Source organism: Nocardia cyriacigeorgica, assembly GCF_010858045.1.
Lineage (GTDB): Bacteria > Actinomycetota > Actinomycetes > Mycobacteriales > Mycobacteriaceae > Nocardia > Nocardia cyriacigeorgica_E.
The window spans coordinates 1-317 of sequence record NZ_JAAGVC010000243.1 but is presented as its reverse complement, the minus strand read 5'-3'; the positions used below and the strand labels follow the sequence as shown (position 1 = coordinate 317).

Genomic DNA, 317 nt, shown 5'->3' with positions numbered 1-317 from the left:
GGTCGGGGGTCAGCAGTTCACCGGTGCCGAGTGCGCGCACCCAGCGGCCGACATCGGCGACGGTGGAGTTCATGTTGCCGCTGTGCAGGAATGCGGTCGGGTTCCAGAATGTCGAGTCCTCGAACACGTTTCGTTCGTTGGTGTAGCCGTGCAGGATCGGGCTATCGATCTGCGGGTCGAGCACCACCTCGGTCGCGCGCATGCCGAGCGGGTCGAGGATGTGTTCGGTGATCAACTCGCCCAACGGTTTACCGGTCGCCTTCTGCAGCACCTCGCCGAGCACCACCAGATCGCTGTGCGCGTAGGCGAAGCTGGTG

At 64.4% G+C, this 317-nt stretch carries 1 protein-coding gene; it reads right to left on the bottom strand.

What is annotated here, in order from left to right; translation table 11 throughout:
• The coding region (locus GV790_RS29545) for a serine hydrolase (RefSeq protein ID WP_163818097.1) at positions 1-317 on the bottom strand (317 nt) is incomplete at both ends.